The following is a 23,944-nucleotide window of genomic DNA, read 5'->3' on the forward strand; positions in this document are numbered from 1 at the left end:
AAAACTAAATCAAAGCAGCCGGGTGATTTTTATCATGTTGTTATTTATTGTTTTTTATCGGCATGAGTGTTGTCTGGTAAGCGCTTTTGCTTGAAATTTGATCTTGCCCACATTAATTATCGTTTTTGCTGCATATGATTTCCATTCGAAAATCAATGATGGGTTAACGGATCGCTTTTGATGCGATAACGATAATCAAGGCGCTTAAGTAGAGGTGACGATGGACTTTCAGGCGATTAAAAACACGGCACGCCAGGCGCGCCGACATGTGGTGACCATGAACCATAAGGCAGGCAAGGGTCATACCGGCGCCGATCTGTCGGAAATCGACATCATCTGCACTTTGTATATGGCAGTGATGGATCGCAGCAATGCCCGGCCCGATCAGGATCGGTTCATTTTGTCTAAAGGGCATGGCGCCGGCGGTTTCTATTGCAGTTGCGCGGCGATGGGCTTGCTGGATCCAGCGGTGCTCGATCAGTTCATGGGCGACGACACCTTGTTGGCCGGGCATCCGGTGCGGCAGAAGCTGCCGGAGCTGGTGGAGATCAACTCTGGCGGTTTGGGGCATGGGCTGCCGATCGCCGTGGGGCTGGCGCTGGGCAACAAGCTGGCGGGGCGTGCGCATCGCCGCGCTTTCGTACTGCTGGGCGACGGCGAACTGGCAGAGGGTTCCAATTGGGAGGCGGCGATGGCGGCCAGCAAATTTAAGCTGGATAACCTGATTGCCATCGTCGATCGCAACCGGCTGCAACTGGCGGGAAAGACAGAGGCCATCATGCCGCTGGAACCGTTGGCGGAAAAATGGCGCGCTTTCGGCTTTGAAACTCTGGAATGTGACGGCCACGATCCGGCGGCGCTGGTGGCGGCGATCCAACGCCCGAGCCAGGACAAGCCGCGAGTGATTTTGGCCAATACCGAAAAGGGGCACGGTGTGTCGTTTATGGCTAACGTTGCCGCCTGGCATCACGCGGTACCGGACGAACAACAGCTGGCGCAGGCGCTGGCGGAACTGGAGGGGTAAACATGCAGGATTTACGCGATGCCGTTGTGACGGTGTTGATCGAACAGCAACGGGCGGGTGCGGATCTGAGCGTGATGGTGGCGGATTCCACGTCCACGTCAAAAATCGCGCCCTTTGAGCAGGCTTATCCGGAGCGGGTAGTGAACGTCGGTATCGCCGAACAGAACATGGTTGGCATGGCTGCCGGCATGGCGCTCAGCGGCCGTACGGTCTTTACCGCCAACGCGGCACCTTTCCTGTTCGCTCGTTCAAACGAACAGATGAAAAACGATGTTTGCTACACGGAGACCAACGTGAAAATGCTTGGCCTGAATGCCGGATTTGGTTACGGGCCACTGGGCGCGACGCACCACTGCATGAACGATATCGCCATCGCCCGTACGTTGGGCAATCTCAGCGTCTATGCGCCGGCGGATGCAAGGCAAGCGGCAGAGATTGTCCGTCATGTCATCGCGCAACCCGGTCCGGCCTATATCCGTATGGACAGTGACAAGCTGCCGGTGTTGAACGCGGATTACCAATTCCGTCCGGGAGAGCCGGAGGTGTTGCACCAGGGGGAAGATAACCTGGTGTTCTGTTTGGGCACGGTGGCTCATGAGGCGATGAAGGTGCTGGCATTGGGCGATAACCCGACCATTGTCTCTCTCCCTTCGCTCTGGCCGCTCAATGAGGAGGCGGTGGTGGCGTTGATGCGCTCGCACCGCCAGGTGCTGACTATGGAGGAGCATGCGCTCAGCGGTGGTTTAGGCACCATCATCGGTGAATTGTTGCTGCGGCATCAGCTGCCGCGGCCGTTTACCGCGCTGGGCGTGCCGGCTTATGAATTTACCCACAGCAGCAGCCGGGCGGCGCTGCGGCGGCAATACGCCATAGATACGGCAGGATTGCACGCACAGTTAACGCAATAGGGGGATGCGATGGAGCGGAACGAATACGACGTTAATTTACGCTACGGTGTCGATAGCCGGATGTCGCTGGCAGGGAAGGTTGCGGTAATCACCGGCGGTTTGGGCGGCATCGCGATGGCAGCCAATCGCCTGCTGTTGGAAAAGGGCGCGCGCCTGGTGTTGATGTATCCGGCCTTTGAACAAGACAAGGCCGCGGCAGCGCTGCGAGAGTTGGGCGATGAACAGGTGTTCTGTCAGGTGTGCGACGTGACCGAACCCGACTCGGTGGCTGCCGCCTTCAACGCGGCTGAGCGGCGCTTTGGCCGGCTCGATATCCTGGTCAACTGCGCCGGCTACGTTAATTTGCAGCCGGCGACAGAAGTCACGCTCGAGGAGTGGCAGCGCCATTTGGCGGTCAACCTCACCGGACCTTTTCTATGTTCGCAAGAACTGGCGCGCCGCGCGATAACCGCCGGCCACGGCGGGAAAATCATCAACATCGCGTCGCAGGCGGCTTCCATCGCCATTGACGATCACTGTGCTTACACCTCCGCCAAGGCGGGGCTGCTAGGCATGACCAAGGTGATGGCCAAAGAGTGGGCGCCGCACGGCATCACCGTCAATACGTTATCGCCCACCGTGGTGCTGACGCCTATGGGAGAGAAAGCCTGGCGAGGCGAAAAGGGCGAGGCGATGAAAAAGCTGATCCCACTGGGGCGTTTTGCTTATACCGATGAAATCGCGGCGGCGATCCTGTTTTTTGCCAGCAACGGCAGCGACATGATTACCGGCGCGGACCTGATGATCGACGGCGGTTTTACCATTTGGTAAGCGGCAACCGCAGCGATCGCCAACACCAGACGATGTTCAACACAACGATAAGAGAACACCATCATGAGAAAAATAGCCACTTACCTTACCCTGCTCACCGGTTTTGCCTTCACCTCTGCCATGGCGGCGGAAAAGGGCACGATCGCCATCCTCGTCAACTCATTGGACAACCCTTATTACTCCGCGGAAGCCAAGGGGGCCGAGGCCAAAGCCAAGTCTCTCGGCTATCAGACGCTGGTGCTGTCGCACGGCGAAGACGTTAAGCGCCAGGGAGAGCTCATCAGCCTGGTTATCGGCCGTAAGGTTCAGGGCATCATTTTGGATAACGCCGATTCCCAGGCCAGCGTCGCCGCCGTACAGCAGGCGAAAAACGCCGGCATTCCAGTGGTGCTGATCAACCGCGAGATCCCGGTCGATGGCGTGGCGTTGGCGCAGATCACCCATAACAACTTCCAGGCCGGCTCGGACGTCGCCAACCAGTTTGTGGAAAAAATGGGGGAAACCGGCAAATACGCCGAGCTGACCTGCAACCTGGCGGACAATAACTGCGTTACGCGTTCGCAGTCGTTCCACAACGTGATCGACCAATATCCTGAGATGGTCAGCGTGGCGCGTCAGGATGCCAAGGGTAATCTGCTGGAGGGGAAACGCATCATGGACAGCATTTTGCAGGCGCATCCGGACATCAAAGGTGTGATCTGCGGCAACGGACCGGTGGCGCTGGGCGCAGTGGCGGCGCTGAAGGCCGCTGGCCGGCAGGATGTCACCGTGGTGGGCATCGACGGCAGCAACGATGAACGTGACGCCATTCTTAACGGCAACCTCTACGCCAGCGTGATGTTGCAGGCGCAGGCTATCGCTGCGCAGGGCGTTGAAATCCTCGACGGTTATTTCCAATCCGGCAGCTATACCGGCAAGGAACGCGTGATGTTCCGCGGCATCCTGATCGGCAAAGACAATGCGCAACGGGTCAGTGACTTCAACTTCAAACCGTAACCCGCGCTGAGCGGCGTCTTTCACCACCCCGTCCTGGTGGCGGGGTGCGATCGGAGGTGTTGTTATGTCGATGCGCATTGCGTTGACCGTCATCGTCGTCCTGACGTTGAGCGGTTGCCGTATCGTCTCGGAGAAAAAGCTGGCGGAGCTTCGCTCCCCGGTGAATCCACATGTGGCGCAGGCAGCGGAGATTTACCGCAGCAAAATCGCCCCGCAAACGGTCAAAACGGCGCAGCCGCTGGGCGAGCTGATCGCCCGGATCGCCCAAGCCAAGGATTTTGACAGCGCTTGCGGCCTGCTGGGGTACCGTGCTCAACCGGAGTTTCCTTGTTACTTCAACGTCAAGGTCAGTGGTGAAGTCGCGGCGGTCAACACCCGCTCGCGCAGCGGAAAATTAACGCTCGCACTGACCGATGCGCCGCTCAGCAGCGTGGAGGTGCAGATCGGGCCGGTCTACCGCGGTACGGCGTTACGCGACAGCTATCGCGGCCTGAGCTACAGCGATTTCAATGACCAAGCGCTGTTCGGCGATTTTGCCAGGGCGATTAACCAGGCTTCGATCGACGAACTGACCGGATCCCAGCCCAAGGTGGGTGACCACATTACCGTGTATGGCGTATTCAGCAGCTGGCAGGCACCTGCCGAGCCGCTGTTGATCACGCCGGTGCGCATTCAACCTTAAGGGGGCGTGATGAGCGATCCGATCATTATTCAAACGCGCAACGTTTCGCGTCTCTATCCGGGCGTCACCGCGTTGGATAGCGTGAGTTATCAAGTGTTTCGCAACCAGGTCAACGTGCTGATCGGCGAGAATGGCGCCGGCAAGTCGACCATGATGAAGCTGCTGGCGGGGGTGGAAACCCCGTCCTCCGGCACTATCGAGCTGGAGGGGAAAGCGGTGACGTTAACCTCCACGCAGCAGGCGGAGCGGCTCGGGATCAGCATTATTTTTCAGGAGCTGAACCTGTTCCCCAACATGTCGGTCATGGACAACATTTTTATGGCCAACGAGTTCTTCCAGCGCGGCCGTATCAATGTGGACTATCAGTATCAGCTGGCCAAATCCTTGCTGCAGCGGCTGGAGTTGGATATCGATCCGCATACGCCGTTGGGCAGCCTCGGTATCGGTCATCAGCAGCTGGTTGAAATTGCCCGTGCCCTGGCGAAGGACACCCAGGTGCTGATCATGGATGAGCCGACGTCGGCGCTGAGTCAGGCCGAAGTGCGCACGCTGTTTCGGGTGATCGCCGATCTGAAAAAACGCGGCGTCACCATCATCTACATTTCTCACCGACTGGAAGAGCTGATGGAGATTGGCGATCGCATCACGGTGTTTCGCGACGGGCGTTTTGTTGCCGCCGAACCGGTCAGTAACGTCAGCATTCCGTGGATCATCGAAAAGATGGTGGGGGAAAAGAGCAAGCACTTTGATTATTGCGCGGCAGAACAAGGGGATGAAGTGTTGAAGGTCGAACAGCTGACGCTGCCGCGTGAAAACGGCGGCTATTGCCTTAACGACGTCAGTTTTTCACTGCGCAAAGGGGAAGTGATCGGCATTTATGGCCTGCTGGGGGCCGGCCGTACCGAACTGTTCAAAGTGCTCAACGGCGTGATGCGCCAGACGGCAGGTCGCATTTTGCTCAACGGCAAAAGCGTGGAGCGGCTGGGATTCCGTCAACGCATGGCGTTGGGCATGGCGCTGGTGCCGGAAGACAGGCAGGCGGAGGGGTTGGTGCAGGTGATGTCGATCAAGGCCAACATGACCCTGGCCAGCCTGGGACGTAATGCGCTACGGCCGTTGGCGTCGGCCGGGGAGTGTACGTTGGTCGATGGCATGATCGAAAAACTGGCGATCAAGGTCAGTGACCGGGAGCTGCCAATTACCAGCTTGAGCGGCGGCAATCAGCAGAAAGTGGTGTTGGGCAAGGCGCTGCTGACCGGGCCGCAGGTGGTGTTTCTTGATGAGCCGACGCGCGGAATTGACGTCGGTGCCAAAACGGACGTTTACCACCTGATTGGCGCGATGGCGCGCCAGGGGCTGGCGGTGATGTTCTCTTCGTCGGAGCTGGATGAGGTGGTCTCACTGGCCGACCGGGTGATGGTGATGGCGGACGGGCAGCTGACGGCCGATCTGCCGCGTGAACGGGCCGATCGCGAAACGCTGATCCGCGCCTCAACCCCTCATGCATAAGGATAAGGCAATGCAAACCAAGTATCGGTTGTATATGTATTTGCTGCAGGCGCGCACCTTCATCGCCCTGTTGCTGGTGGTGCTGTTCTTCAGCAGCATGGTGCCGAATTTTCTGACCGTCTCTAATCTGCTGATCATGACGCAGCACGTGGCGATTACCGGACTGCTGGCGGTTGGCATGACGCTGGTGATCCTCACCGGCGGCATCGACTTGTCGGTCGGCGCGGTGGCCGGTTTGTGCGGGATGATTGCCGGTGCGCTATTGACCGTCGGTATCCCGCTGTGGGAGGGCAATCGGCTGTTTCTCAACGTTTTTGAAGTGATCGGCGCGGTGGCGCTGTTGGGCGTGTTGTTGGGTTTGATCAACGGCACGCTGATCACGCGGCTCGGCGTTGCGCCATTCATCTGCACCCTGGGGGCGATGTACGTGGCGCGTGGGGCGGCGTTGCTGACGGCGGACGGCAAAACCTATCCCAATCTGGTGGGCATGGAAGCGCTGGGCAACACCGGTTTCGCGGCCCTGGGGTCCGGCACCTTTTTGGGGATTTACAACCCGATTTGGCTGATGTTGGCCATCGTGTTGTTGGGGATCTATCTCACTAAGAAAACGCCGCTGGGCCGTTATATCTATGCCATTGGCGGCAATGAGCCGGCGGCGCGGTTGTCGGGGGTGCCGATCGTCAAAGTGAAAATGTTCGTCTATGCGTTTTCCGGGCTGTGCGCGGCGCTGGTGGGGCTGGTTATCGCTTCACAATTGCAAACCGCGCACCCGATGACCGGCAATATGTTCGAAATGGACGCCATCGGCGCGACGGTGCTGGGCGGTACGGCGCTCAGCGGTGGTCGCGGCAGGGTATTCGGTTCGATCATCGGCGCCTTTGTGATCGTTTTTCTGGCGGACGGCTTGGTGATGATGGGCGTCAGCGAGTTCTGGCAAATGGTGATTAAAGGGCTGGTGATCGTCACCGCCGTGGTGATTGACCAGTTCCAGCAGCGTTTGCAGAGCAAGGTCATTCTGATGCAGCGCCAGGAAAAAAAAGCGGTGCAGCCGCTGGTTGAGGTGAGCCATGGTTAAAGCAGACTGCATTGTCGCGTTGGACGAGGGCACCAGCAACGCCAAGGCCGTGGTGGTGGATGCGCAGGGTACGATCGTCGCCAGGGCCAGCAGGCCACTGACGTTGCAGACGCCGCAGCCCGGTTGGGTGGAGCAACGGGGCGAGACCTTGCTGGCGGCCTCTCTGGCGGTATTGCGGGAGGCTATTGCGTTGGCCGGAGCATCCCGCATTGCCGGTATCGCCATCAGCAACCAGCGTGAAACCGCCATCGGCTGGCGGCGTTCCAATGGCCAGCCGATCGGGCCAGCACTGACCTGGCAATGCGCACGTTCTGCTGACTTTTGTGAGCGGTTACGACGCGATCGGCAGGAGGAAGCAGTGCGTCGCGCCACCGGTTTGCCGCTTTCACCCTTGTTCTCGGCGTCGAAAATGCGTTGGTTGCTCGATCACAGCGAAGAGGGACAGCGGTTGGCGGAGAACGGCGAGCTGTGTCTGGGCACCATCGATGCCTGGCTGCTGTGGCAGTTGAGCGGGGGGCGGGCATTCGGTTGCGATATCTCCAACGCCGCTCGCACTCAGCTGCTGAACCTTGTTTCCGGCGATTGGGACGAGCAGATGCTGGCGCTGTTCAATATTCCCCGTCAGGCGCTGCCGACGATCCATCCCTCCAGCCATCTGTTCGGTACGACGTTGGGATTGGACGGCATTGCCGACGGCATTCCAATTGCTGCGATGGTAGGGGATTCGCATGCGGCGCTTTATGGCCATGCGCTGGGTCAGGCTGGGCAGGTCAAAGCCACCTATGGCACCGGATCATCGGTGATGGCGCCAATCGCCGACGCGCAATGCGATACGAGCGCTCTGGCAACGACCATCGCTTGGCATGACGGTGGACGCATGCAGTACGCACTGGAGGGCAATATTCCCCACACCGGCGACGCTATCGCCTGGATGCTGGATATCGCCGCCATGCCGTCGGAGGACGAAGCGCCGTTGAGTGAACTGCCTGTTCGCGTGCCCGACAGCGGTGGCGTCTATTTTGTACCGGCGCTGACCGGTGCCGGCGCACCCTGGTGGGATGAGCAGGCGCGCGGCGTGATTTGCGGGCTCAGCCGCGGCACGCGGCGAGAACATTTGGTGCGGGCCGCTTTTGAATCGGTGGCTTATCAAATCGCCGATGTGATCGGCGTACTGCGGCAACAACCGGGTTTTGCGCTGCAGGGGCTGATGGCCGATGGCGGCCCCAGCCGCAATGACTGGCTGATGCAGTTTCAGGCCGATCTGCTGGGTTGCCCGGTGTGGCGCAGCAACACGGCGGAACTGTCGGCCCTGGGGGCGGCGTTGATGGCGATGCGCAGCCTGTGGGGAGCTACCGATCGGCAACTGGCGGCACTGTTGCCTCAACATGATGAGTTTAAACCCGATATGCAGCGCCACCACCAGCTGCAGGAAAACTACAGCGCGTGGCGGCAGGCGGTACAGCGCACCTTGTGGCGGCCGCAGACGGCCTCATTGATAACAGGAGAACAATCATGAATCGTGACTTCACGGGGAAAACCGTGGTGATTACCGGCGCATGCCGCGGCATTGGCGCCGGTATCGCCGAGCATTTCGCCAGTTTGGGTGCCAATCTGGCGATCGCATCGAATGCGGAGCGCATTCTGACCGCGGCGGAAACGCTGCGCCAGCGTTATCGGGTGGCGGTGCTGCCGGTCATCCTCGACGTTACCGATGAAGCACAGGTAGTTAATTTTTATCGTCAGGTCTGGGAGCGATTTGGCGCGATCGACGTTTCTATTCAGAACGCCGGGGTGATCACTATCGATCGTTTTGACCAGATGCCCAAAAGCGATTTTGAGAAAGTGTTGGCGGTAAATACTACGGCGGTCTGGCTCTGTTGCCGGGAGGCGGCTAAATATATGGTCGGCCAGCGCAAGGGGCGCCTGATCAACACCTCTTCCGGCCAGGGGCGTAACGGGTTTATTTACACACCGCATTACGCCGCCAGCAAAATGGGGGTGATCGGCATTACGCAGAGTTTAGCGCTTGAGCTGGCGCCACATGGCATCACCGTCAATGCATTCTGCCCCGGCATCATTGAAAGCGAGATGTGGGAATATAACGACCGCGTTTGGGGAGAAATTCTCAGCGGCCCGGAAAAAACTTACGGCAAAGGGGAGTTGATGGCCGAGTGGGTGGCGGGTATTCCGCTCAAGCGTGCCGGGCAACCCGAAGATGTGGCGGGTCTCGTGGCCTTCCTTGCCTCAGATGATGCCGATTATATCACCGGCCAAACCATCAATGTGGATGGCGGGTTAATCATGTCTTAACGTGACGATGTCACAAAAAGCGCGGCGTCGGATCGGCGCCGCATCAATCGCTTACATTTTCCCGCCATTGCAATCCACGCGGTTGCCCCCATATCCTTATAAATTCGACGTTTTGAGAAGCTTTCTCATCAATTTGTTCGCTAAAGCCGTTTACTGCCGAATATGCCAGCAGATATGTGGTTTTATCGTGCCGCAGGGTTTCCCTGCCGCAGCGGGAAATGCTAACTTAAGGGTTAGGGACGCCACGTTTTGGCATCGTTCATCCGATTCACTCGGCATCGCGGGAAAGAATGTGAAATATTTGCTGATTTTTTTGTTGGTTCTGGTGATCTTCGTGATTTCCGTCACTTTGGGTGCGCATAACGATCAGGTGGTCAATTTTAACTATCTGGTTGCGCAGGGCGATTATCGCGTATCGACCCTGTTGGCCACGCTGTTTGGCGCCGGCTTCGTTCTCGGCTGGATCATTTGCGGCTTGTTCTACCTGCGCACGCGCATTGCGCTGGGCCGCGCCGAGCGCAAGATCAAAAGGCTGGAGCTGCAGCTTGAGCAGCCCGCTGAACCGGCGGCTCAGGCCGTTGTCAGCAAGGAATAACCCTCTATGTTAGAACTGCTGTTTCTGTTGCTGCCCGTGGCTGCCGCGTACGGTTGGTACATGGGGCGCAGAAGCGCTCAGCAGGATAAACAGCAAGAAGCCAACCGCCTGTCGCGCGAATACGTGGCAGGGGTGAACTTTCTGCTTTCCAACCAGCAGGACAAGGCGGTTGATCTGTTCCTCGATATGTTGAAAGAGGACAGCAACACCGTTGAAGCCCACCTGACGCTAGGTAACCTGTTCCGTTCGCGCGGTGAAGTCGACCGCGCCATCCGCATCCATCAGGCTTTGATGGAAAGCGCTTCCCTGACCTTCGAACAGCGCCTGCTGGCGGTACAGCAGCTGGGCCGCGACTATATGGCGGCCGGGCTGTACGATCGCGCGGAAGACATGTTCAGCCAGTTGACTGACGAAGCGGATTTCCGCGTATCGGCGCTGCAGCAGTTGCTGGTGATCCATCAGGCCACCAGCGATTGGCAGAAAGCCATCGACGTGGCGGAAAAGCTGGTCAAGCTGGGCAAAGAGAAACAGCGCGTCGAGATTGCGCATTTCTACTGTGAGCTGGCATTGCAGGCGATGGGCAGTGACGATCTCGATCGGGCGATGAGCTTACTTAAGCGTGCGGACGCGGCCGATAAACAGTGTGCACGAGTATCTATCATGTTCGGGCGCATCTACATGGCGCAAAACGACTACGCCAAAGCGGCAGAGTCGCTGCAGCGCGTACTGAGCCAGGACAAAGAATTGGTCAGCGAAACGCTGCCGATGCTGCAGGAATGCTACACGCATCTGCCGGAACAACAGCACAACTGGGCTGAATTCCTTAAGCGCTGCGTAGAAGAAAACACCGGCGCTACCGCCGATCTGATGTTGGCCGAGATCATCGAGCAGCACGAAGGGCGCGACGTGGTGCAGGTCTATATCAACCGTCAGCTACAGCGTCATCCTACTATGCGGGTGTTTTATCGGTTGATGGATTATCACCTGGCGGACGCCGAAGACGGCCGTGCGAAAGAGAGTCTGCTGTTGTTGCGCGATATGGTCGGCGAGCAAATTCGCACCAAGCCGCGTTACCGCTGCCACAAGTGCGGATTTACCGCACACTCGCTCTATTGGCATTGTCCGTCGTGCCGCGCCTGGTCATCGGTCAAACCGATCCGCGGTCTGGACGGACAATAACGCGGCGGCGCGACAAAATAAAACGGGGCGATTCATCGCCCCGTTTTTCTACGTTCATCGCTTACTTTTTCTTGCCGCCTTTGGCGCCGGTTTTCAACAGCTGACGCAGTTTCTTCAGCTCTTTCTGGCTAAGTGGCTGTTCAATCTCTTCTTCGGTGCTTTGATTGTCGATCTCGCCGTGGTGCAGCTCATCCGCCTTTTTGGTCGGTTTTTCTGCCTTGGCGGCGGGGGCGCTGAAGCTGCTTTCCAGGCGCTGGCACACTTCCACGCTCAATGAAAACTCGTTTTCAGCGGCGGCGGCGCGGATTTTTTCCTTCAGTGCCAGAGGAATTTTAATGGTAAGTGTCGATATCTCGCTCATTTTGAAAGCCTTTCTGCAGGAAGATGCCTTCAAGCTAAGCCACTGGCGATCGGGTGTCTAGTGTGTAATAAAAATTTAATATTTTTGTAACAGTGTAAGGCGAGCAAGATGCGGTTTTTTCAGGCGGGAAACAGAGGCAGGGCCCGAGCGAGCGGGCCCTGTACCGGAAACATTATTTGTAGATGACCGCGGTGCCGCTCAGCATGTTGTTACCACCGGCGGAGATGATGCGGTAGCTGCTGGCGCCCTGGGCATCCGCTTTAGCGGCCAGTTTTTTCTCCAGGCTGCTGAGGGTGGTCGCATGACCTGCGGAAACGACGCCGGTGGCGGTCAGGCTATCGGCCTGCTGGCTGCTGATCGGCTCAGCGGCGAAAGTGGCGAAAGAGGTCAGTGCGATAGCGGCAGCGGCTGCAAAATATTTGATGGTTTTCATAGGTGACTCCAGTCTGTTTATTTAGGAGGGAAGCCATTCGCTTCCGATGTGGTGAATAATAAAGCATCTTGGCCGATTGAAAATCTGATAATGCTGAGTAATTTATTCAAAATATTTGATTGATAATTTACGCATCTTTACGGCGTTTTACGCTGCGTGGTTTATCGCTGGCGCGCTTTCGTTGACGCGCCATGACAAAGGTGAGAGGTAACATGACAGAGCGCCGGTGCGCGCTGCGGCTGGGATTTCTGGCCCCCGGCATGTAGAATGCGGCGGTCAGTTTCGCGGGTGAGTCCCTGATTATGTCTATTTTACAGAAGGTAGAAGAAATGAAGTCTGAAAATAACGCTAATAACAATGACTTAAAATCATCTCCAATCGTTGTGGCGTTAGATTACGCCGATAAGAATGCCGCGCTGGCGTTCGCCGACCGTATCGATCCGCAAGACTGCCGGCTGAAAGTGGGCAAAGAAATGTTCACGCTGTTCGGGCCGCAGCTGGTGCGCGATCTGCACGGGCGTGGCTTCGACGTATTTCTTGACCTGAAATTCCACGATATTCCCAATACCACCGCGCATGCGGTCGCGGCGGCGGCCGAGTTGGGCGTTTGGATGGTCAACGTCCACGCCAGCGGCGGCGCGCGCATGATGACCGCCGCTAAAGAAGCGCTGACGTCATTCGGGGCGGATGCGCCGCTACTGATCGCCGTGACGGTGCTCACCAGTATGGAAGCGGAAGACCTGCGCGGCATTGGTATCGAAGCCAGCCCGGCGGAACACGCCGAGCGCTTGGCGCGCCTGACCCGCGACTGCGGGCTGGACGGCGTGGTGTGTTCGGCTCATGAAGCGCAGCGCCTGAAGGCCGCCTGCGGGCAGGCTTTCCAGCTGGTGACGCCGGGGATCCGCCCTGAAGGCAGCGCGGCGGGCGATCAGCGCCGCATTATGACGCCAGTGCAGGCGCAGGCCGCTGGCGTGGACTACATGGTGATTGGGCGTCCGATCACCCAATCTGCGGATCCGGCCGCGACGCTGCGCGCGATCCGCGCCTCTTTGGCCTGAGGAACCGCCGATGAATGACGATAACAGCCGCCTGGTGTATTCCACGGACACCGGCCGCATCAAGCAGGAAGACGTTAAACCGCAACGCGCCAAGGGCGACGGCATCGTGCGCATCCAGCGTCAGACTAGCGGCCGCAAGGGGAAGGGCGTGTGCCTGATTACCGGCGTCGATCTGGATGACGCTGCGCTCGACAAACTGGCGGCCGAACTGAAAAAGAAATGCGGCTGCGGCGGTTCGGTGAAAGACGGGATCATCGAGATCCAGGGCGATAAACGCGATCTGCTCAAACAGCTACTGGAAGCCAAAGGCATGAAGGTCAAACTGGCGGGCGGTTGAGGCGAATCGCCATGCCGCAGTGCAATGCTGCGGCATGGCTTGAGGCTGTTGCTGCCGGGAGTTAGCCCGTTAACGGCGAAAGAACCATAGACTTAAAGTAAAGCAGACCTGAAATCATCGTTATTCTGGTTAATACGTCAAAGCGCCTCGGCGCTTTTGCCCGCCTGTCGGCAGAGGAACATCGGAAAGGTTATTTGCCAACCTGGTGACCGATGATGCCCCCTACCGCAGCCCCACCCAGTGTGCCCAACGCGCTGCCGTCTGTCAGCACTGCGCCGCCGACTGCACCGGCGCCGGCGCCGATAGCGGTGTTGCGATCGCGTTTGGACATGTTGGAACAGGCGCTCAGTGAAAACGCCAGAGTCAGAGCCAGAGCGGCGGTGGCGAAACGTTTATTGATAATCATCATAATGACTTCTCCTTAGCATTGGCTATATGGAAGTGCCCTCTAAGTATAGGCGCTAACCATAAATCAGGCCTGCTGTTGATTCCCGTACAGTATCGATATAAAAAATGGCACTTTTTGTTAACGGCCGAATAATTAGCAGGTTACGGCCCAAAAGTGACCGAAACTGAGTATAGGTTTCTCTGAAAGGATAAACAGGTAAATAGTCTTAAAATCCCGTTGCACAAGGGAAACGGCGCGCGGCGTGGCCCGCGCGACGCGAGAGGTGCGGTGGCGGCCCGCGTTATTCGTTGACCAGCTCCACCTGTACGCCCTGGCGTTTCAGCTGATGCTGATACTCCAGCGCCAGGCGTGAATCGGTGATCACTCGGCTGATTTGCCCCGGCTGCGCCAGCGGGTTGGGTTGGATCTGGCCGAATTTGCTGGAGTCCGTCAGCACGATATTCTCCACGCCCTTGGCCAGCACCGCGCTGACCACGTCGGCGCGCATCATGTCGCGGCCGGTAAAGCCGGTTTCGGCCTGAAAGCCGTCAATGCCGATAAACGCCTTGTTGAAATGCACCTGCTGAATGCACAGCCGTGTGAGCGGGCCGACCACGGTCTCGCTTTTCTTCTGATACATGCCGCCGAGGACAATCACGTCGCAGTCGGTTTCTTTCAGCAGGTTGGCGATATAGTGGCTGACGGTGATCAGCGTAATACGCTTGCGTTCGGCGATGTAGCGCGCCAGCAGGGCGTTGGCGCTGCCGCTCTCGATGAAGATCGTCTCACCGTCGTTGACCTGCGCCGCGGCGTACTGTGCCAATCGTTGTTTGAGGGTGAAATTGGACATCATGCGAGCGTCGACGTCGTCGCTTTCCAACGCCACGGCGGAACCGTGTACGCGCTTCAAATAACTGCGTTTTTCCAGCAGGTTGAGATCCTGCCGGATGGTGACTTCCGATACGCCCGAGGCCCGCGCCAGCTCATTGACGCTGATCCGCCGGCGATCGTTAACCAACTGCAATATGGTCTGTTGTCGTAAATTCATATCGGCCTGATGATGCGGCCGCCAAGGCGCGGCCGCTAAGAGTCAAAGGTTTAAAGAGTATGTTCTGTGCGCGCAATAATATCATCCTGCGCCTCAGGGGATAATGCGGTAAAGAAAGCGGAATAGCCAGCTACGCGAACCACTAAATCACGATATTGGTCAGGGTGTTGCTTCGCCGCCAGCAGCGTTTCGCGCGACACGATGTTGTACTGCACATGCCAACCGCGATAGCTCTCGAAGAAGGTGCGCAACATCAGCATCAGCTTTTCCCGATCGCGCGGGTTGTCCAGCGTCGCCGGATTCAGCTTTTGATTGAGCAGCACGCCGCCAAGGATCGCCTCGGTTGGCAACTTGGCGAGCGAATTGAACACCGCCGTTGGCCCCAGGTGGTCGGTGCCGGACGCCGGGCTGGCGCCTTCCGCCAGAGGCTGGTGCGCCTTGCGCCCATCCGGCGTGGCCAGGGTGGCGGCGCCGAAGGGCACGTTGGCCGAAATCGACGAGGTGCCGGCGTAGTAGCCGCCGCCGATCGGCCCGCGGCCGAAGCGGGTGTTGCGGTACTGTTTCAGTTCTTCGATGTAGGTTTGGTAGGCGCGCACCAGCAGCCGATCGACCTCGTCCACATCGTTGCCGTATTTGGGCGCGGCGTTGAGCAGCCGCTGACGCAGCTGTTCGCCATCCAGTCCGGCGAAGTCTTCGGCCAGCGCGGCCGCCAGCTGCTGCTGGCCGATTGCCCCTTGGTCGAACACCAGTTTGCGCACCGCCGCCAGGCTGTTGCCCAGGTTGGCGATGCCGACCTGCAGGCCGGAAACCCAGTCGTATTTGGCGCCGCCTTGCTTGATGCTTTTGCCGCGTTCAATGCAGTCATCCACCAGCGCGGAGCAGAGGATATCGTGGGCGTTCTCCTCCAGCACGCTGTCCACCACGCACTCGATCTCGATCGACTTGCGCGTGTAGTAGCGAATTTGCCGATCCCAGGCGGTTAAGACCTGTTCGAAATCGGCGAAGTTTCCTTTGGACAGCGCCTGTTCCTGCGGCAGGAAGATCTGCCCGGAGGTGGCATCGCGGCCTTGTTCCAGCGCCGCCAGCAGCACGCGGGCGAAGTTGATGAAGCTCATGCCGGTGCAGCGATAACCCCATTTGCCGCCGACGGCGGTCTCGATACAGCCGATGGCGGCGTAGTCGTAAGCGTCCTGCGGCTCGACCCCTAGCTTGATGAACTCGGGAATGACGATTTCGTCGTTATTGAATGCCGGCATGCCGAAGCCGCAGCGGATCACCTGTACGCAGGCGTCGAGGAAATCGGCGCTCATCCCGGCGTGGTAACGCACGCTGAGGTTGGGCTGGGTGGAACGCAGGCGGCCGCAGGATTCGAGAATGGCGTAGGACAGCGGATTGACCGCGTCACACGGCCGCCCATCGACCCGTTTTTGCCCGCCGATGGTGACGTTTTGGTACAGCGGGCTGCCGGCGGAGGCCTTGGAGTGCGAGCCGGAGCGGATCTTGTTGATCTCCAGCAGCTTCAGCCAGCAGCTGTGCAGCAGCTCGATGGCGTCTTCCCGCGCCAGGTTTTGCTCCAGCTCCACGTCGCGCCGATACCAGGGATAAAGATATTGGTCGAGGCGACCGAAGGAAACCGAATGGCCGTTGGATTCGATCTGCAACGTCAGCTGGATGAAATAGCACAGTTGCAGCGCCTGCCAGAAGGTGTGCGGCGGGCGATGGGCGATCAGGTCGCAGTTGTCTGCGATAGCCAGCAGCTCGGTGCGACGCCAGTCGCGGGTTTCGCGTTGCGCCATATCGCGCGCCAGGCGTGCGAAGCGTAGGATGTGCTCACTCAGCGCCGTCAGCACGATATCGATAGCGTTGAGAAACTGCGCTTTGTGCAGATCTTCCCACTCGGTCAGGCGCAGGCGGCTGCGGCGCGCGTTCACTTTTTCGCGCAGGCCGTCGAGGCCTTGTTCCAGTAGCAGCGGGAAGTTGACCGCCAGATGGGCGTCGCCAGAGGTCATGTTGCCCTCGGCCTTGATGATGCCGGTGGCCAGCAGCGCCTTTTGTTCGTCGGTGAACATGCCGTAGCAGCGATCCTGCACCGTTTGGCCGCGCCACCATGGGCACAGACGGTGCAAAATCGCCTTATTCTCTTCGCTGACCGAGAAGCCGGCGCCCGGCCGGTCTGCCAACTGGTCTATCTCGTTTTCTATCCAGCCGACGGTGTATTCGGGGAAGATCGGCGCGGCGCGCAGCTCGCTGGCCTGGTTGCCGACGATCAGCTCGTCGTTGGCGATCCAGATGCTGCGCTTCGCCAGGTGGTTGGCCAGCGCCAGCGCACGGCGCACCGGCAGCGGCCGATCCTGATGCTGCTGATAGGCCTCGGTATAGTGCTGCGCGCGTTCGGTGCACACCGGCGGTTTGACGATGTGGATCAGCGCGTTCTTATGCGCCTGAATACGGGCGCTGAGGGTGGTCAAATCCAATGTGGTCATGGCGTTATCCTCGCAAAATGGCGGTCAGGCCTTTGGCGCCGGCGTACGTTTCGGCGAAGGCCAGCAGATCGGGCGCGTCCAGCGGTGTGCGGGCGGCGCGGTAGGGTTCGCCGAGCAGGTGATACTTGTTGATGCCCAGCGTGTGGTACGGCAGAAAGTGGATCTCCGATACGCCGATCTCGTCGGCGGCGAAGTCGACAATCGCGCGGACAGAGTGGCGATCGGCATTGAAATCGGGGATCAGCGGTACGCGCACGGTCATTGGCACGCCGTGCGCCGCCAGCCGGCGAAAATTGTTCATCACCCGGCGGGCCGAGCCGCCGGTCCAGGTTTTGAAACGCGCTTCATCGGTGTGTTTGAGATCGGCCAACAGCAGATCCAGCCAGGGCAACGAAGGGGCGATGTAATGCCACGGCACGTGCAGACAGGATTCGACGGCGGTGTGGATGCCGGCTTCGCGACCGCGCCGCAGCAGCTCCGCCGCGACTTCCGGCTGCATAAAGGGTTCGCCGCCGGACAGCGTTAAACCGCCGCCGCTGCGCAGGTAGAAAGGCTTATCCCGCATCACCTCGGCCATGATATCGTCGGGGTTGACCACGCTGCCGCACAGGCTGAGCGCGCCGGTTGGGCAGGCGGCGGCCAGCGCCGCGTAGTCGTCTGCGCTGATGACGTCGCGCCGCAGCGTCAGTGCGCCCTCGTCACGTAGCAGGCCTTGTGGGCAGCGCTCGGTGCACAGCGTACAGCCGCTCAGACACAGGCGCTCGTCAAACAGCAGATCCGCGTGGCGCGAGCGGCTTTCCGGGTTCTGACACCAGCGGCAGCTCAGCGGGCACCCTTTTAAAAAGACCACGCTGCGGATGCCGGGGCCATCATGGGTCGAGTAGCGCTGCAGATTGAAGAACATGAATCACCCGTTTGGCGTTGCTGAATCTTTCGCCATTAAAGGTGTTTCGAATGAAAGTTGAATTGATTTTGATCAAAAGTTGACGGGGTTTTTGCCCTATGATGATCAGAGTTTGAATCCGCCCACAGAACATGACACAGGAGTCCGTGATGGAGCTTTATCTCGATACCGCCGATGTGACCGCGGTAAAACGCCTGGCGCGCATTCTGCCGCTGCACGGCGTCACCACCAACCCGAGCATCGTGGCGAAGGAAGGCAAGCCGATCTGGGAAGTGCTGCCTGCGCTGCGCGACGCCCTTGGCGGCACCGGCAAGCTATTCGCGCAGGTGATGGCGGCCGATGCGGAGCGCATGGTGGCGGAGGCGTCGCTGCTCAGCCAGCGGGTACCGGGGCTGGTGGTGAAGATCCCGGCAACCGCGGAGGGATTGGCGGCGATCAAGAAGCTTAAAACGATGTCCATCCCGACGCTGGGCACCGCGGTGTACGGTGCCGGGCAGGGGCTGTTGGCCGCCTTGGCCGGGGCGGAATATGTGGCGCCTTACGTCAATCGGGTTGACGCGCAGGGCGGCGACGGTATTGAAATGGTGCACGAGCTGCAGCAGCTGCTGAGCCTGCACGCGCCGTCGGCGCAGGTGCTGGCCGCCAGCTTCAAAACACCGCGCCAGGCGCTGGAGTGCCTGTTGGCGGGCTGCCAGGCCATCACGCTGCCGGTGGACGTCGCGGAGCAGTTCCTCAGCGCGCCGGCGGTGCAGGCTGCGGTCGAGAAATTCGAGCAGGATTGGCAGGGGGCGTTCGGCTCAACGCTGTTAGGCTAAAGCCAGTAAAAAGGGCGCCGCGGCGCCCTTGCTTGATGCTCGGTTCGTTTAGCCGCGGCCGGTCTCCTCTCGCAGCGCGGCGCCGACCTCGTGCGTCGTCGGCTGTTCGGAACGCAGCGCCCGGCGGATCGCGAAGAAGGCGGCAATCAGCATGGTTACCGCCACCAGCATAAAGAACCCGCACAGCGCGGCGTTGATCTGGTTGCTGAACACGATGGTTTCCATGTCTTTCAAAGACTTGGCCGGCGCAATGATCGTGCCTTGCTCGATGCCGGTGGAGAACTTCTTCGCCTGCGCCAGGAAGCCGATGCTCGGTTTTTCGTGGAAGATCTTCTGCCAGCCGGCGGTCATGGAGGTCACAAACAGCCAGGCGGTCGGCAGAATAGTCACCCAAGCGTAGCGCTGTTTTTTCATCTTGAACAGCACCACGGTGCCGAGGATTAGCGCCATCGACGCCAGCATCTGGTTGCCGATACCGAACAGCGGCCACAGGGTATTGATGCCGCCGAGCGGATCGACCACGCCCTGATACACGAAGAAGCCCCAACCGGCCACCGCCACCGTGGTGCCCGCCAGGTTGCCGAACCAGGAGCGGTTGTTGGCCAACTGCGGTACCGCCACGCCCACCAAATCCTGCACCATAAAGCGACAGGCGCGGGTACCGGCGTCGACGGCGGTCAGGATGAACAGCGCTTCGAACAGAATGGCGAAGTGGTACCAGAAGGCCATCATCGCCCGGCTGTTGAACACCTCGCTGATGATGTGCGCCATGCCCACGGCGAAGGTCGGGGCGCCGCCGGCGCGCGACAGGATGGAGTTCTCGCCCACCTCTTTGGCGATCAGCGCCAGCGTTTCCGGCGTGACGATAAAGCCCCAGCTGTTGATCACCTGCGAAGCATTTTCCACCGTGGTGCCGATCAGTGCCGCCGGCGAGTTCATGGCGAAGTAAACGCCCGGATCCAGCACCGAGGCGCAGATCAGCGCCATGATGGCGACGAAAGACTCCATCAGCATGGCGCCGTAACCGATAAAGCGAATGTGGCTTTCGCGTTCCACCAGCTTGGGCGTGGTGCCGCTGGAGACCAGCGCGTGGAAGCCGGAAATGGCGCCGCAGGCGATGGTGATGAACAGGAACGGGAACAGGGCGCCGGCGAACACCGGGCCGCTGCCGTCGATGAAGCGCGAGACCGCCGGCATTTTCATCTCCGGCATGGCGAAGACGATGCCGATAGCCAGGCCGATGATGACGCCGATTTTCATAAAGGTGGAAAGGTAATCGCGCGGCGCCAGCAGCAGCCACACCGGCAGCACCGAGGCGACGAAGCCGTAGATCACCAGCACCCAGGTCAGGGTGGTACCGTGCAGCGTGAAGAACGGCCCCCAATAGGGATCTTGCGCCACGTTGCCGCCGTAAACGATCGCCAGCAGCATCAGCACGAAGCCAATCACCGAAATTTCAGCGATTTTGCCCGGCCGGATAAAGCGCATGTAGATGCCCATGAACAGGGCGATCGGGATGGTGGCGGCGATGGTGAACAGCCCCCACGGGCTGTCGGCCAACGCTTTTACCACCACCAGCGCCAGCGCCGACAGGATGATGATCATCACCCCCAGTGCGCCGAGCATGGTGATCACCCCGGCGAATGCGCCCAGCTCTTGCTTGGCCATTTCCCCCAGCGAACGGCCGTCGCGGCGTGTGGAGATGAACAGCACCAGGAAATCCTGCACCGCGCCGGCCAGCATGACGCCGACCAGGATCCAGATGGTTCCCGGCAGGAAGCCCATCTGCGCGGCCAGGATCGGCCCCACCAGCGGCCCGGCACCGGCGATGGCGGCGAAGTGGTGGCCGAACAGCACCCATTTGTTGGTGGGCACGTAGTCCAGGCCGTCGTTGTGACGTTCTGCCGGGGTCAGACGACGGTCATCCAGTTCAAAGACCTTGTCGGCAATGAACCGGCTGTAGAAGCGGTAGGCGATGCTGTAGCAGGCGACGGCGGCGACCACCAGCCAGACGGCGTTGACGTGCTCGCCACGGCTGAGCGCCAGCATGGCGAAAGCGAAGGCGCCGACCAACGCCACCAGCAGCCAGATAAATCCGGACCTGATGTTTTTCATGAAACAACTCCTTGGCGTGCAGAGGTAAAAATCAACGTTGTTATTAGGAATGACGTTTTAACAGTAGAAGTTTTGCCGCCGAACCGCGGCAGGTCGGATGAGAAATGTGAAGCAGGTGGGGTTTTAGTGTAAAAACAACGTGATGAAACCGCGTTGGCGCAGGCTGTCGCCCACACCATCCTGAGCAGTTATTCATTCTGCATTTTCACGGCGCGCACAGCGAATTATCGTCGTTTTTTATCTGGGCACGGTGTCTGGCGGATTATTATTTTATCTGTCGAGGCGTGCTGAAATAAAATTATTCATGCCGTGTTATACCTTTATTTTCACCCGCAGGCTTAATCATTCATCAAATAAATAATAAAGCTACGAAAGGAATTTAATTATGATAAATAAAATCATCGAAGGATATTTACCGCAGCTCACGGCCATTCGGCACGATATTCATCAGCACCCTGAATTGGGTTTCGAAGAGTTTCGCACCAGCGATCTGGTGGCGGATTATCTGAGTTCGTGGGGCTATGAGGTGCACCGCGGATTGGCGGGCACCGGCGTGGTGGGTACGCTGCGGGTGGGCGACGGCGTTAAACGCCTCGGATTGCGTGCCGATATGGACGCTCTGCCGATCGAAGAGAACAACGGCAAGCCCTGGAGCAGCAGCGTGTCCAACCGCATGCACGCCTGCGGCCATGATGGTCACACCACTATGTTGCTCGGTGCCGCCCGCTATCTGGCGCAAACGCGCAACTTCAACGGCACACTGCACCTGATTTTCCAACCGGCGGAAGAGATGCTGAACGGCGGCGCGCGCATGGTGGAACAGGGGCTGTTCGAGCGCTTCCCCTGCGACGCCATCTTCGCCATGCACAACATGCCGGGGATGCCGCTCGGTGATTTCTTCTTCCAACACGGTCCGTTTATGGCCTCGATGGATCAGTTCAACGTGCGGGTGCAGGGGCGTGGCGGCCACGGCGCCATCCCGCAGCTGGCGGTCGATCCCGTGCTGGTGGCCTCGCATATCACTGTCGCCCTACAGAGCATCGTTTCGCGTAATATCGATCCGCTGGAGGCGGCCGTGATCACCGTCGGCAGCATCAAGGCCGGTGAGGCGGCCAACGTGATCCCGGACAGCGCGGAAATGAAGCTCAGCGTACGCTCTCTGGATCGTCAGGCGCGCGCAACCCTGCTGGCGCGCATTCCGGCGCTGATCGAGGCGCAGGCGGCAAGCTTCGGTGCCCACGCGGTGGTGGAGCACGTTAACGGTACGCCGGTGTTGGTCAACGAAGAAGCGATGACCCGCTTTGCCCACCGTGTGGCGGTGCAGCAGTTCGGCGCCGCCCGCGCGCACTACGGTGCCCGGCCGCTGATGGGCAGCGAAGATTTCGCCTTCATGCTCGATGCACATCCGCAGGGCTGCTACCTGATCGTTGGCAACGGCGATGGCGAAGGCAGCTGCATGGTGCATAACCCGGGATATGACTTCAATGACGGCTGTCTGGCGGCCGGCAGCCAGTATTGGGGAGCGTTGGCGGAAGCGTATTTAAAATAAACGCGAAAAATAATAACAGGGAAGATAATGATGAGTGAAAATACGACTGAAACCCAAACGGAAATAATATCGGCCCCGAAGGTCGGTGGCAAAAAGGTCATATTCGCCGCCTCCTTCGGTAATGCGCTGGAGTTTTTCGATTTCGGTATTTATAACTTCTTCGTTATTTATATCAGCGTATTGTTTTTTCCCCCGTCTAGCGATCCGCATCTGGCGTTGCTGTTGGCGTTTGCCACGTTCGGCGTCAGCTTTTTCATGCGGCCGCTGGGCGGCATTCTGATTGGCGCCTATGCCGATCGCTGTGGCCGCAAGCCGGCGATGATCCTGACGATTTCCTTGATGAGCCTGGGCACGGCGATGATCGGCTTTGCGCCGACCTACGCCAGCGCCGGCTATTGGGGAACCGCCACGCTGGTGGCCGCGCGTCTGATCCAGGGCGTAGCGGCGGGCGGCGAGGTGGGGGCGTCGATGTCGTTGCTGGTGGAGTCGGCGCCGCCCAATCGGCGCGGTTTCTATTCCAGCTGGTCACTGGCGACGCAGGGCATCGCCACCGTGGTTGGCGGCGTCACCGCGCTGGCGCTCAGTGCGGCCTTGCCGGTGCTTTCCGGCGAACCGAACGCCATGGCCGAGTGGGGATGGCGCATTCCATTCTTTATCGGCGTGGCGCTGGCGCCGCTCGGTTGCTGGCTGCGTCTCGGGCTGGAAAGCGATCGGCCGTCGGTGGCGCGGGCTCACGAGCCGCCTGCTCAGCTGCGCCAGCACTCGCGGGCGGTAGTGCTCGGTGTGATGCTGACCATCGGCGCCACCGTCGCCACTTACATCTCGATGTATTATCTCGGCACCTACGCGGTGAAATACCTGGGAATGGCGCAGGCCTACGGTTATGCCGCGATGCTATTGGCGGGGCTCATCACCTTCGGCGGCAGTCTGCTGGTCGGGCACTGGTGCGATCGTTACGGCCGTCTGCCGCTGATCCGCGGGTCGCGGATCGCGATTCTGATCGTGGCCCTGCCGGCGTTTTGGTGGCTGAGCGCGGTGCCGCATCCTGCGGTGCTGCTGCTGATCGTCGCGGTGCTGGTCGGGTTGACCACGCTCGGTTCGGTGCCGACCATGCTGATGATTTCGGAGCTGTTCCCGCAGCGCATTCGTGCGCTGGGGTTTGCGTTGGTCTACAGCCTCGGGGTGGCGATCTTCGGCGGCTTCGCCCAGTACATCGCTTCGCAGTCGATCGCGCTGAGCGGTTCGCTGCTGGCGCCCGCCGTCTATCTGATGGTGGCTACGCTGGCTTCGCTGGCGGTGCTGCCATTGCTGCGTGAAACCGGCGGAGAGCCGCTGCGCTAGCCGAAAAAAAACGCCGGCGGTTTT

Annotated in this window: 23 protein-coding genes; 16 read left to right on the forward strand and 7 right to left on the reverse strand. The window is 59.6% G+C overall.

Annotated elements, in window-relative coordinates:
- The first annotated feature begins 220 nt into the window (after positions 1–220).
- The 11 genes from N6G83_RS04675 (at position 221) to lapB (ending at position 11,088) form a co-directional block, all read left to right on the forward strand.
- Positions 221–1,024 carry a transketolase gene (locus N6G83_RS04675; RefSeq protein WP_025303033.1) on the forward strand — a complete coding sequence of 268 codons (804 nt, stop codon included), beginning with the start codon at positions 221–223 and terminating at the stop codon, positions 1,022–1,024.
- 2 nt (positions 1,025–1,026) lie between these two features.
- Positions 1,027–1,932 carry a transketolase family protein gene (locus tag N6G83_RS04680; protein ID WP_025303032.1) on the forward strand — a complete coding sequence of 302 codons (906 nt, stop codon included), beginning with the start codon at positions 1,027–1,029 and terminating at the stop codon, positions 1,930–1,932.
- Positions 1,933–1,941: 9 nt separating this feature from the next.
- Positions 1,942–2,742, forward strand: a complete 801-nt coding sequence (locus N6G83_RS04685; protein ID WP_025303031.1) for a GolD/DthD family dehydrogenase — start codon at positions 1,942–1,944, stop codon at positions 2,740–2,742.
- Positions 2,743–2,805: 63 nt separating this feature from the next.
- Complete coding sequence (locus N6G83_RS04690; RefSeq protein ID WP_025303030.1) at positions 2,806–3,738, forward strand: D-ribose ABC transporter substrate-binding protein; 933 nt, start codon at positions 2,806–2,808, stop codon at positions 3,736–3,738.
- A gap of 64 nt (positions 3,739–3,802) precedes the next feature.
- A complete protein-coding gene (locus tag N6G83_RS04695) occupies positions 3,803–4,420 on the forward strand; it encodes a DUF2291 family protein (RefSeq protein WP_025303029.1) in 618 nt (205 codons plus the stop codon).
- Positions 4,421–4,429: 9 nt separating this feature from the next.
- Complete coding sequence (locus tag N6G83_RS04700; RefSeq protein ID WP_260514791.1) at positions 4,430–5,929, forward strand: sugar ABC transporter ATP-binding protein; 1,500 nt, start codon at positions 4,430–4,432, stop codon at positions 5,927–5,929.
- A 10-nt stretch (positions 5,930–5,939) separates the two neighbouring features.
- Entirely contained in the window at positions 5,940–7,004 is a 1,065-nt protein-coding gene (locus N6G83_RS04705) for an ABC transporter permease (protein ID WP_049295734.1), read from the forward strand.
- On the forward strand, positions 6,997–8,520 hold the full coding sequence (locus N6G83_RS04710) for an FGGY family carbohydrate kinase (protein ID WP_149570655.1): 1,524 nt from the start codon (positions 6,997–6,999) through the stop codon (positions 8,518–8,520). Before N6G83_RS04705 ends, N6G83_RS04710 begins: the two co-directional genes overlap by 8 nt.
- On the forward strand, positions 8,517–9,314 hold the full coding sequence (locus tag N6G83_RS04715) for an SDR family oxidoreductase (RefSeq protein ID WP_260515565.1): 798 nt from the start codon (positions 8,517–8,519) through the stop codon (positions 9,312–9,314). The genes N6G83_RS04710 and N6G83_RS04715 overlap by 4 nt, the downstream gene beginning before the upstream one ends.
- 292 nt (positions 9,315–9,606) lie before the next feature.
- Positions 9,607–9,909 (forward strand): LapA family protein, encoded by a 303-nt coding sequence (locus tag N6G83_RS04720; RefSeq protein ID WP_025303024.1) that lies wholly within the window; start codon positions 9,607–9,609, stop codon positions 9,907–9,909.
- Between the two features lie 6 nt (positions 9,910–9,915).
- Positions 9,916–11,088, forward strand: coding sequence for a lipopolysaccharide assembly protein LapB (gene lapB, locus N6G83_RS04725; RefSeq protein WP_025303023.1), 1,173 nt, complete (start codon positions 9,916–9,918; stop codon positions 11,086–11,088).
- Between the two features lie 61 nt (positions 11,089–11,149).
- Here the strand turns inward: lapB and N6G83_RS04730 are convergent, their stop codons facing one another.
- On the reverse strand, positions 11,150–11,449 hold the full coding sequence (locus N6G83_RS04730) for an Arc family DNA-binding protein (RefSeq protein WP_025303022.1): 300 nt from the start codon (positions 11,447–11,449) through the stop codon (positions 11,150–11,152).
- Between the two features lie 172 nt (positions 11,450–11,621).
- Positions 11,622–11,882, reverse strand: coding sequence for a multiple stress resistance protein BhsA (gene bhsA, locus N6G83_RS04735; protein WP_025303021.1), 261 nt, complete (start codon positions 11,880–11,882; stop codon positions 11,622–11,624).
- A 329-nt stretch (positions 11,883–12,211) separates the two neighbouring features.
- Here bhsA and pyrF point away from each other — a divergent pair, with 329 nt between their 5' ends.
- Both pyrF and yciH read left to right on the forward strand, forming a co-directional pair.
- Positions 12,212–12,940 carry an orotidine-5'-phosphate decarboxylase gene (gene pyrF / locus N6G83_RS04740; RefSeq protein WP_025303020.1) on the forward strand — a complete coding sequence of 243 codons (729 nt, stop codon included), beginning with the start codon at positions 12,212–12,214 and terminating at the stop codon, positions 12,938–12,940.
- Positions 12,941–12,950: 10 nt separating this feature from the next.
- Entirely contained in the window at positions 12,951–13,277 is a 327-nt protein-coding gene (gene yciH, locus N6G83_RS04745; protein ID WP_025303019.1) for a stress response translation initiation inhibitor YciH, read from the forward strand.
- Positions 13,278–13,467: 190 nt separating this feature from the next.
- Here the strand turns inward: yciH and osmB are convergent, their stop codons facing one another.
- The 4 genes from osmB to N6G83_RS04765 form a co-directional block, all read right to left on the reverse strand.
- Positions 13,468–13,686, reverse strand: coding sequence for an osmotically-inducible lipoprotein OsmB (gene osmB / locus N6G83_RS04750; RefSeq protein ID WP_004945176.1), 219 nt, complete (start codon positions 13,684–13,686; stop codon positions 13,468–13,470).
- A 280-nt stretch (positions 13,687–13,966) separates the two neighbouring features.
- The gene (locus N6G83_RS04755) at positions 13,967–14,713 is read right to left on the reverse strand and encodes a DNA-binding transcriptional regulator YciT (protein ID WP_004930631.1); all 747 of its coding nucleotides are present in this window, start codon (positions 14,711–14,713) and stop codon (positions 13,967–13,969) included.
- 50 nt (positions 14,714–14,763) lie between these two features.
- Positions 14,764–17,196, reverse strand: a complete 2,433-nt coding sequence (locus N6G83_RS04760) for a formate C-acetyltransferase/glycerol dehydratase family glycyl radical enzyme (RefSeq protein WP_260514799.1) — start codon at positions 17,194–17,196, stop codon at positions 14,764–14,766.
- 4 nt (positions 17,197–17,200) lie between these two features.
- Entirely contained in the window at positions 17,201–18,100 is a 900-nt protein-coding gene (locus tag N6G83_RS04765; RefSeq protein WP_049205489.1) for a glycyl-radical enzyme activating protein, read from the reverse strand.
- Positions 18,101–18,249: 149 nt separating this feature from the next.
- Between N6G83_RS04765 and fsa the strand changes: the two genes are divergently transcribed.
- Entirely contained in the window at positions 18,250–18,915 is a 666-nt protein-coding gene (fsa, locus tag N6G83_RS04770) for a fructose-6-phosphate aldolase (RefSeq protein ID WP_049205488.1), read from the forward strand.
- Positions 18,916–18,963: 48 nt separating this feature from the next.
- Here the strand turns inward: fsa and N6G83_RS04775 are convergent, their stop codons facing one another.
- A complete protein-coding gene (locus N6G83_RS04775) occupies positions 18,964–21,030 on the reverse strand; it encodes a carbon starvation CstA family protein (RefSeq protein WP_025303016.1) in 2,067 nt (688 codons plus the stop codon).
- A 385-nt stretch (positions 21,031–21,415) separates the two neighbouring features.
- On the opposite strand from N6G83_RS04775, the gene N6G83_RS04780 reads away from it, so the two are divergent.
- Positions 21,416–22,579 carry a M20 aminoacylase family protein gene (locus N6G83_RS04780; protein WP_260514800.1) on the forward strand — a complete coding sequence of 388 codons (1,164 nt, stop codon included), beginning with the start codon at positions 21,416–21,418 and terminating at the stop codon, positions 22,577–22,579.
- 30 nt (positions 22,580–22,609) lie between these two features.
- Entirely contained in the window at positions 22,610–23,920 is a 1,311-nt protein-coding gene (locus N6G83_RS04785; RefSeq protein WP_260514801.1) for an MFS transporter, read from the forward strand.
- Positions 23,921–23,944 lie beyond the last annotated feature (24 nt).

It is taken from the genome of Serratia sp. PL7, assembly GCF_945957435.1.

Coding starts and splice junctions, on each gene's coding strand:
- N6G83_RS04675 (WP_025303033.1), top strand. CDS start 221: ATGGACTTTCAGGCGATTAAAAACACGGCACGCCAGGCGCGCCGACAT.
- N6G83_RS04680 (WP_025303032.1), top strand. CDS start 1,027: ATGCAGGATTTACGCGATGCCGTTGTGACGGTGTTGATCGAACAGCAA.
- N6G83_RS04685 (WP_025303031.1), top strand. CDS start 1,942: ATGGAGCGGAACGAATACGACGTTAATTTACGCTACGGTGTCGATAGC.
- N6G83_RS04690 (WP_025303030.1), top strand. CDS start 2,806: ATGAGAAAAATAGCCACTTACCTTACCCTGCTCACCGGTTTTGCCTTC.
- N6G83_RS04695 (WP_025303029.1), top strand. CDS start 3,803: ATGTCGATGCGCATTGCGTTGACCGTCATCGTCGTCCTGACGTTGAGC.
- N6G83_RS04700 (WP_260514791.1), top strand. CDS start 4,430: ATGAGCGATCCGATCATTATTCAAACGCGCAACGTTTCGCGTCTCTAT.
- N6G83_RS04705 (WP_049295734.1), top strand. CDS start 5,940: ATGCAAACCAAGTATCGGTTGTATATGTATTTGCTGCAGGCGCGCACC.
- N6G83_RS04710 (WP_149570655.1), top strand. CDS start 6,997: ATGGTTAAAGCAGACTGCATTGTCGCGTTGGACGAGGGCACCAGCAAC.
- N6G83_RS04715 (WP_260515565.1), top strand. CDS start 8,517: ATGAATCGTGACTTCACGGGGAAAACCGTGGTGATTACCGGCGCATGC.
- lapB (WP_025303023.1), top strand. CDS start 9,916: ATGTTAGAACTGCTGTTTCTGTTGCTGCCCGTGGCTGCCGCGTACGGT.
- N6G83_RS04730 (WP_025303022.1), bottom strand. CDS start 11,449: ATGAGCGAGATATCGACACTTACCATTAAAATTCCTCTGGCACTGAAG.
- bhsA (WP_025303021.1), bottom strand. CDS start 11,882: ATGAAAACCATCAAATATTTTGCAGCCGCTGCCGCTATCGCACTGACC.
- pyrF (WP_025303020.1), top strand. CDS start 12,212: ATGAAGTCTGAAAATAACGCTAATAACAATGACTTAAAATCATCTCCA.
- yciH (WP_025303019.1), top strand. CDS start 12,951: ATGAATGACGATAACAGCCGCCTGGTGTATTCCACGGACACCGGCCGC.
- osmB (WP_004945176.1), bottom strand. CDS start 13,686: ATGATGATTATCAATAAACGTTTCGCCACCGCCGCTCTGGCTCTGACT.
- N6G83_RS04755 (WP_004930631.1), bottom strand. CDS start 14,713: ATGAATTTACGACAACAGACCATATTGCAGTTGGTTAACGATCGCCGG.
- N6G83_RS04760 (WP_260514799.1), bottom strand. CDS start 17,196: ATGACCACATTGGATTTGACCACCCTCAGCGCCCGTATTCAGGCGCAT.
- N6G83_RS04765 (WP_049205489.1), bottom strand. CDS start 18,100: ATGTTCTTCAATCTGCAGCGCTACTCGACCCATGATGGCCCCGGCATC.
- fsa (WP_049205488.1), top strand. CDS start 18,250: ATGGAGCTTTATCTCGATACCGCCGATGTGACCGCGGTAAAACGCCTG.
- N6G83_RS04775 (WP_025303016.1), bottom strand. CDS start 21,030: ATGAAAAACATCAGGTCCGGATTTATCTGGCTGCTGGTGGCGTTGGTC.
- N6G83_RS04780 (WP_260514800.1), top strand. CDS start 21,416: ATGATAAATAAAATCATCGAAGGATATTTACCGCAGCTCACGGCCATT.
- N6G83_RS04785 (WP_260514801.1), top strand. CDS start 22,610: ATGAGTGAAAATACGACTGAAACCCAAACGGAAATAATATCGGCCCCG.